The 7,775-nt window shown below is 75.5% G+C and carries 6 protein-coding genes; 3 read left to right on the top strand and 3 right to left on the bottom strand.

Annotated elements, in window-relative coordinates; all coding sequences use genetic code 11:
- Window positions 1-160 precede the first annotated feature (160 nt).
- Both ACFWH7_RS19760 and ACFWH7_RS19765 read right to left on the bottom strand, forming a co-directional pair.
- The gene (locus tag ACFWH7_RS19760; RefSeq protein WP_378219161.1) at window positions 161-1,465 is read right to left on the bottom strand and encodes an MFS transporter; all 1,305 of its coding nucleotides are present in this window, start codon (window positions 1,463-1,465) and stop codon (window positions 161-163) included.
- Complete coding sequence (locus tag ACFWH7_RS19765) at window positions 1,462-2,976, bottom strand: MFS transporter (protein WP_378219163.1); 1,515 nt, start codon at window positions 2,974-2,976, stop codon at window positions 1,462-1,464. The genes ACFWH7_RS19760 and ACFWH7_RS19765 overlap by 4 nt, the downstream gene beginning before the upstream one ends.
- A 204-nt stretch (window positions 2,977-3,180) precedes the next feature.
- On the opposite strand from ACFWH7_RS19765, the gene ACFWH7_RS19770 reads away from it, so the two are divergent.
- Window positions 3,181-4,323, top strand: coding sequence for a LacI family DNA-binding transcriptional regulator (locus ACFWH7_RS19770; RefSeq protein ID WP_378219165.1), 1,143 nt, complete (start codon window positions 3,181-3,183; stop codon window positions 4,321-4,323).
- Window positions 4,324-4,345: 22 nt separating this feature from the next.
- On the opposite strand, the gene ACFWH7_RS19775 is transcribed toward ACFWH7_RS19770, so the two are convergent.
- Complete coding sequence (locus tag ACFWH7_RS19775) at window positions 4,346-5,881, bottom strand: YyaL domain-containing protein (protein WP_378219167.1); 1,536 nt, start codon at window positions 5,879-5,881, stop codon at window positions 4,346-4,348.
- A 161-nt stretch (window positions 5,882-6,042) separates the two neighbouring features.
- Here ACFWH7_RS19775 and ACFWH7_RS19780 point away from each other — a divergent pair, with 161 nt between their 5' ends.
- The gene (locus ACFWH7_RS19780; protein ID WP_378219169.1) at window positions 6,043-6,696 is read left to right on the top strand and encodes a SigE family RNA polymerase sigma factor; all 654 of its coding nucleotides are present in this window, start codon (window positions 6,043-6,045) and stop codon (window positions 6,694-6,696) included.
- Complete coding sequence (locus tag ACFWH7_RS19785; RefSeq protein WP_378219171.1) at window positions 6,693-7,724, top strand: hypothetical protein; 1,032 nt, start codon at window positions 6,693-6,695, stop codon at window positions 7,722-7,724. The genes ACFWH7_RS19780 and ACFWH7_RS19785 overlap by 4 nt, the downstream gene beginning before the upstream one ends.
- Window positions 7,725-7,775: the final 51 nt, after the last annotated feature.

The following is a 7,775-nucleotide window of genomic DNA, read 5'->3' on the forward strand; positions in this document are numbered from 1 at the left end:
GCCGCGAGGAACGAGCGGCGGATTGTAGACGCGGCACCACCACCCACCCCGACCACCCAGGGTGACCACACGCCGTCGGGCACAAGAACCACGGTTCTACCTCGGCCAACCAGGGTTCTACCTCGCGGGACCGGGTTCTCCCTCGCGCGGTGGGTGCGGGTCAGCGGTTGGGGGTCTCCTCGGTGCGCTGGGCCGCCTGCTGGCCCGCCGAGCCGGCGGCGGTGGGGAGGGGGCGCGTGGCGCCGACGACGAGGAGGCCGATGACCACCGGGACAGCGATCACGAGGAGCGCGCCGCGGTAGCCGACGTGCTCGGCGAGGAAGCCGATGAGCGGCGGGCCCATGAAGAACGCCGAGTAGCCGATCGTCGCGACGACGCTCACGCGCACGGCGGCGCGCGCCGGGTCGTCGGAGGCCGCGCTCATCCCGACGGGGAAGCCGAGCGCGGCGCCCATGCCCCACGCGACGACGCCGAGCAGCGCGAGCCAGATGTTCGGCGAGAGCGTGAAGAGGAGCAGGCCGACGAGCGCGAGCGCCGCTCCGAGCCGCAGCACGGTGACGCGCCCGTACCGGTCGAGCAGGCCGGTGCCGAGCAGGCGCATCCCGGTCATGGCCGTGAGGAACACGGCGAGACCGATCGCGCCCATGGCGTCGGACGTCCCGAAGCCGTCGACGACGGCGAGGCTCACCCAGTCGTTCGCGGCGCCCTCGGTGAGCGCTGCGGCGAGCACGACCAGGCCGATGAGCAGCGTGCGCGGCTCGGTCCACGCGCTGAGCGCGCCGCGCGCGTTCTCCGACGCGGTGAGCGACGCGCCGCTGCCGGCCGCGGCAGCGGGGTCGGACCCGGCGGCGTCCCCGGCCGCGTCCACGACGTGCTCGACCTGCCCCGCGGGCAGGAAGAACCGCACGGACCACAGGACGCCGAGGAGGCTCAGCACGACGGCGGCCGTGAGGTGCACCTGGACGGGGACGTGCAGCGCGGCCATGAGCGCCCCGACGCCGGCGCCTGCCATGGTGCCGAAGGAGAACCCGGCGTGGAAGCGCGGCATGATCGCCTTGCCGAGCCGCTGCTCGACGGCGGCGCCCTCGAGGTTCATCGCGGCGTCCCACACACCGGTGCCGATGCCCGCGAGGAAGAGCCCGACGCGCACGACGACGTCCTCCCCCGTCGCCACGCCGGTCACGGCGGTGACGAGGCCGACGACGTTCGCGACGGCGAACAGCGTGACGGCCTTCGACGCGCCGAGCCGCTGGACGACCATGCCGGAGAGGGGCAGCGCGAGCAGCGACCCGACGGCCATGAAGAGCAGCAGCAGGCCCATCTGCGCCTCGGTGAACCCGAGCGAGTCGCGGACCGCGGGCAGTCGCGACGCCCACGTCGCGAAGTTGAACCCGTTGAGGAAGAAGACCGCGAACACGGCCCAGGTGGCGAGGGCGACGCGGCGGTCGGTGCGGGCGGCGGTCATGCGGAGGTCTCCTCGCGGCGGTGCGACGGGCGGGTTCGGGGGCGGCGTGCCGAGGCACGGTGGGCGGTCGCAGACGTCCCGGTGCGGGCCGTCGCGCGGGGCCGGCGCGAGCGGCGGGGGCGGCGCACGTCGTCCCCGTCCGCGACGGCACCGGTCGCAGCGTCCTGGAGGTCGACCGTCCGGTCGGCGGCCACGGCGGCCACCGCGACGGTCCCGGGTCCATCCTCCACCCCGGACGGCACATCCTGGGCCAGGCCCGGCGCCGGACGTGGCGTGCGGGCCGCGAGCGCGGCCGGCGTGCGCAGGGGCGTGACCTGGCGTGCCAGGAGGACGCTGAGGACCATCGCGGCGACGATGAGCACGAGCGCGTGACGCGCGCCCATGGCCTCGGCGGCGAGCCCGAGCAGCGGCGGGGCGGCGAGCGACGCCATCGAGGAGAACGCCGACACGACCGAGACGCGGCTCGCGGCCCGCAGCGGCTCGTCGGACGCCGCGGCGATGCCGACCGGTACCGCGAGCGCCGCGCCGAAGCCCCAGAGCACGACCCCGACGCCCGCGAGCTGGAGCGTCGGCGCGAACCCGAAGAGCAGCAGCCCGGCGATCGACGCGACGCCCGAGGCGCGGAGCACGGTGACGCGGCCGAAGCGGTCGATGAGCCGGGTCCCGGCGAGGCGCATGACGGTCATGGCCGCGACGAACGTGCCGAACACGACCGCGCCGACGGCCTCGGTCTGGGCGAACCCGTCGACGACGGCGAGCGAGAGCCAGTCGTTGGCCGACCCCTCGGACAGCGCGGCGGAGAGGATGACGAGGCCGATGAGCAGCGTGCGCGGCTCGCGCCACGCCGAGAGCGCCGCACCGAGCCGTGCACCGCGACGGGCGAGGCTGGCGCGCACGCCCGCCGTCTCGACGTCGACGACGGCGTCGCCGAGGGCATCGACCGGGTCCGGAGCCGCGGTGCCGGGTGCGGGGGTCCGGGTGGGGAGGGTGTCGTGGACCGTGGCGGGGATCGCGGCGAGGCGCCAGACCGTCGCGACCGCGCCCGTCGCGACGAACTGGACGAGCACGGGCACCTGCGCGTGGGCGCACGCGGCGCCGACGAGCGACCCGACGACGGCGCCGACGGAGAACGCGGCGTGGAACTGCGGCAGGATCGTGCGCCCGACCCGGCGCTCGATGCCCGCGCTCTCGACGTTCATCGGGACGTTGCCGAGCGAGAACGCCATGCCGTTGACGAAGATGCCCGCGGCGAGCAGGGGGACGGACCCCGTCGCAGGGCCGAGGCCGAGCAGGAGGAACGCGACGCCGAACAGGACCGCGGAGACGCCGAACGCGACGCGCCCGCCGAACCGCGTGACGAAGGGGCCGGCGGCGGTGACGGTCACGAGCGCGCCGACGGCTCCGGCGAGGAGCACGACGCCGAGGTCCGCCGGGGTGAGGCTGAGGGCGTCGCGCACCGAAGGGATGCGGGCGAGCCAGCTCGACATCATGACGCCGTTGAGCGCGAACACGCCGAGGAGCACCCAGCGGGCCCGGGCCAGGGCGCGAGGGTCGGACAGGAGGTCGGACGGAGACTGCGCAGCACCTCCTCGAATCGATTCGATCCGACGGACGAGAGTGCGCTTCGAATCGATTCGAGGCATGGTCACCAGTGTGCGGGTACGCTGGCCGCGCGTCAATCGAGAATCCCGCACGCGCGGGAGGCAGGGAGCGTGATGAGCGACACCCCCGGGAACCGGGAGCCCGCGGCGGCCGCTGCGCCGGCTCACCGGCCCACGCTCGCCAAGGTCGCCGAGCTCGCGGGGGTCTCCGTCTCGACGGCGTCGCTCGCCTTCTCCGGCGCCGGGCCCATCACCCCGGAGACCCGGGCCCGCGTGCTCGACGCCGCGAAGGAGCTCGGGTACACCGGCCCCAACCCGCTCGGGCGGCAGCTCCGGTCGGGACGGTCCGGCGTGGTCGGCGTGGTCGTCGGCGACCAGCTCCGCCGCGCGTTCCGGGACCCCGTGGCCGTCCAGGTGCTCGACGGCCTCGTGTCGACGCTCGGCGAGAACGGACTGGGCGTCCTGCTCATCCCCGGCATCCCCTCCGACGACCCGGCCCGCGCCGTCGACCCCCTCGTCGAGAGCGCCGCGATGGACGTCGCCGTGCTCGTCTGGGGCGTGGGTTCGGACGACGCGACGCTCGCCGCCCTCCAGCGCCGCGGCGTGCCGGTGGTCATCGGGGAGGGGCGCGCCGTCGAGGGCACCCCGCTCGTCGCGATCCGCGACCGCGCCGGGACCGCAGACGTCGTGCGGCACCTCGTCGACCTCGGCCACACGCGCGTCGCGGAGGTCTCGCTCCCCCTCGACACCTCCGACCGCAGCGGCCCGATCGACGCGCAGCGGCTCGCCCAGGTGGACCGCACGCCGACGGCCAACCGGCTCGCGGGCGTGCGCGACGTCGTCGAGCCCGTCGCGAGCTGGGAGACCGAGGCGTCGCTCGTCGAGCACGGCCGCTCCGCCACGCTCGCCCTGCTGGGCAGCACCGCCGCGGACGGGACGACCGAGGCCGCCGACCCCGCGACGCGCCCGACCGCCGTCATCGCCCACTCCGACCTGCTCGCCGCGGGTGCGCTCCTCGCCGCGCGCGAGCTCGGCCTGCGCGTGCCCGACGACGTCTCGGTCGCCGGGTTCGACGGGCTCGACCTCCCGTGGCTCGCCCCGGACGTCCTCACGAGCGTCCTCCAGCCGCTCGCCCGCAAGGGCTCCGAGCTGGGCCTCGCCGTGATCCGGCAGCTCGCGGGCGAGGCGCCGACGACGGTCGAGCTCGACGTGGAGCTGGTGGTGGGGACGACGACCGGCCCCGCCCCCACCACCTGACCGCGGACATCCAGGACCCGGGTCAGCCCAGCCGGCCGGGCTGCAACGGGTTCGCCCCCGCCGCGGCCATGAGGTACCACGACGTCGCGCCGACGTGCTGCACCTGGAAGTACCCGAACCCGAAGCCCGAGTCGATCAGGCTCGACGCCGCGACGACGCCCGACCGCTCCGGCAGCGCGGCGCCACCGATCGTCCGACCGGCGCCGACCCCCTCCTGCGTGCGCTGCACCTCGCGCAGCAGGCCCTCGGCGCGGACCCGGTCATCGTCCCGCTCGCAGCCCCGGCGCCCGCGCCGCCGGTCGTCGCGGTTCCCGCGCCCACGTGCCCCGCGGTCCGCGAGCGCCGCCGCGAGCTGCGCCGTCCCCTCGAGCCACACCCCCTGCTGGTGCACCGGCAGCCCGTTGTACGACGCGGTCGACGTGAGGCTCGCGCTCGAGAACGTCACGCCCTCGACGACCGTGCCCGCGGGGAGCTGCGACAGCCCCTCACCGGCGACGTCGCGCGCGGCCAGCGCGTCGTCCGCCCAGTCGAGCGCGCGGGCGTAGCGTCGCTCGCGCAGCGCGAGCCACCCCCACGTCTGCGGGTCCAGCGGGAGCGGGTCCCGGTTGATCTCGGTGCCGTCGTTCGTGCCGGTGTACAGGTAGCCGCCGTCGGGCTCCCACATGCGGTCGACGAACGCGCGCGCGTGCTCGGCGGCACGGCTCCAGCGCCGGTCGCGCGTCACGGACCCGAGCTGGCGGAAGAACGCGACGCAGTCGACGTTGTGCTCGGTCGAGCCGTTGGGGATCGGGGCGTTCGCACCGTCGACGCCGAACGAGAACCCGCCGAGGGGCGCCTGCGACCACGTGTTCGCGACGATCCACTCGCCGATCCGCCGCGCGGCGTCCAGGTAGCGCCGCTCGCGCGTCACCGCGTGGAGGTGCAGCAGGGCGATGCCCGGCCAGGCCATGTCTCCCACCGCCGTCCCGAGGAAGCCGAACTGCCACCCGACGTTCGCCGTGCCGTCGGGCAGGACGAGACCGTGCTCCTGCGGCGTGCCGTCGTAGAAGGTGTACGGCCCGACGTTGTACGCCTGGCGCAGCCGTCCGTCGTCGTGGTCGGGGTCGTTCTCGAGGGCGAACACGAGCCCGTCGCCGAGTGCCCGCGCGCGGTCGAGGTAGCGCCGGCCCGCGGTGAGCGTCGCGAGGACGGCGAGGGCGTTGTCGTAGACGAACGCCGTGGAGAACAGACCGAGCTGGTCGGCGTACGACTGGGCGAGCCGCGGGCCGGGGTTGACGTCGGGGTAGGCGTCGGTCGCCGCGGCGAGGAAGCCGTGGGCGCGCCGGACCGACGCCGCGCGGCCCCGCTCCCGACCACCGGCCGCCTGTTCGACGGCGCCAGTCGCCGCGGGCAGGGTCGCGCCCGGTCGCGCTGCCGCCGGGGTCGCCGTGAGCCCGGCGAGTGCGAGCGCCCCGCCGAGCGCGAGGACGGTGCGTCGGTCGAGCCCCCGCGGGGGCCCGGGCGTGGGGCTGTGATCGCGAGGGTCGTGGGGTGCGGGTCGGCCACCGTGCTGGGTCATGAGCGTCTCCTTCGACGTCGTGAGGGGCGCGACCCACGGTAGTGGGAGCGTTCCCATGGCGAAAGAGGGCGGGCCGTGTCGAACGATGTCGAATCGTGCGCTCCGGTCGCCCGCTCGAGACTCAACCTTCCGGAGCCGTGGCGCGTGTGACAGTCATGACCGTGAACGCGATCGCCCTCTCGGCCGACGACGAACCCGACGAGAGCCCACCACCCGAGACCCTCCTGCCCGTGGTGCGGGTGGTCACGTCGCACGAGCAGGAGTTCAGCGACTTCATGGCGAGCGCCGCTCCCCGGCTCGCGCGCACCGCGTGGCTGCTGTGCGGCGACGAGCACCTGGCCGACGAGCTCGTCCAGCTGGCCCTGACCCGCACGTACCTGCACTGGCGCACGGCGCGCGAGCGCGACCCGTACGCCTACGCCCGCCGCACCCTCGCCAACCTCCGGGTCGACACGTGGCGGCGACGACGCCGCGAGGTGCTCGTCGCCCCGCCCGACCTGCCCGAGACCGCGAGCGACGCCCGGGCCGACCAGCACGCCGAGCGGGACGTCCTCGTCCGCGCGCTCGCGACGCTCACGGCCCGCCAGCGCCGGATCGTCGTGCTGCGCCACCTCGTCGGGCTGAGCGAGAGAGAGGTCGCCGACGACCTCGGCGTCTCCGTCGGCACCGTGAAGTCCACGGCGTCCCGCGGGCTCGCCCAGCTCCGCGCGATCCTCGGCGGAGCCGATCCCGCCGACGCACGGGGCGGCGCGCCGGGGCTCGCCCGCGCGCCGCGCCACCCCTCTACCGACCAGACCGACAGGAGGCAGCCATGACCGGCACCCTTCCGACCGACGACGAGACGTTCGCCCGCGCGCTGCGCACGCGGGTCGACGCGCTCGCCCCCCGCATCGACGTCGACACCGACCGCGTGCTCCCGACGGCCCGCCAGGGCCGACGACGGCGCCGGACCGTCGTCTCGGGCCTGTGCGCGCTGGCGGTCGTCGCCGGCGGGGTGGGTGCCGCGTCCTACTGGGCCGAGCCCGGTCCCACCCACCCGTCGCAGCTCGCCCCGGCGAGCGGCGGCGACGCCGCAGCCCCGGGTCTCGACGGGAGACCGCAGGGCAACGGCCCCTCCGACGGACCGTACTGGCGCGTCCGGACCCTGACGACCACGACGAACACGACCAGCGACGGACGGACGGAAGAGAGCACGCAGGGCATCACGTACTGGACCGCCCGCGACCCGGCGGGCGACTCGTACCGGGCCTTCGAAGGGGTCGAGGCCCTGGACCCCTGGCCCGGCTCGACGTTCGGGTCGCTCGTCGTCGACGGCGAGTTCGTCCGGCTCAGCTGGGACGCGCTCGCCACGCTCCCGACGGACCCCGCGGAGCTCGACGCGCTCCTGCGCGACAGCATCCGGGCGGAGATCGGGTCGGTGGACGAGGACGCGCTCGCCCAGAAGACGTGGAACCTCCTGCAGAACGGGCCCACGTCGCCCGCCGTGCGCGACGGGCTCTGGGCGACGCTGAACGGGCTGACGGGCAGCACCCCGCTCGGCGCCGTCCAGGACACGCAGGGTCGCACCGGGGAGGGCCTCGAGTGGGTCGGCGAGGACCAGAGCAACCGGATCGTGCGCTTCGTCTACGACACCGCCGCGCACCGGTTCCTCGAGCTCACCTTCGACGTCGATCTCGGCACGTCCGGCTCCGAGCCCACCGCCGACTCCCCGACCGCAGGGCCGGGCGACGAAGAGGCCGCCGCACTGCAGCACGTCGTGGATCGCACCACGTACCTCGACGAGGGGGAGGTTGCCGGGCCGCCCCCCGAGAGCGGGGGCCCCGACTGCTGGAAGACCTGCTGAGTCCCCGCGAGACGTGGGGGGGGGGGGGGCGGGGCGGGGCTGGGTGGGGGT

Origin of the sequence: Cellulosimicrobium cellulans, from assembly GCF_042723955.1 — a bacterium.
Classification (GTDB): Bacteria; Actinomycetota; Actinomycetes; order Actinomycetales; family Cellulomonadaceae; genus Cellulosimicrobium; species Cellulosimicrobium cellulans_H.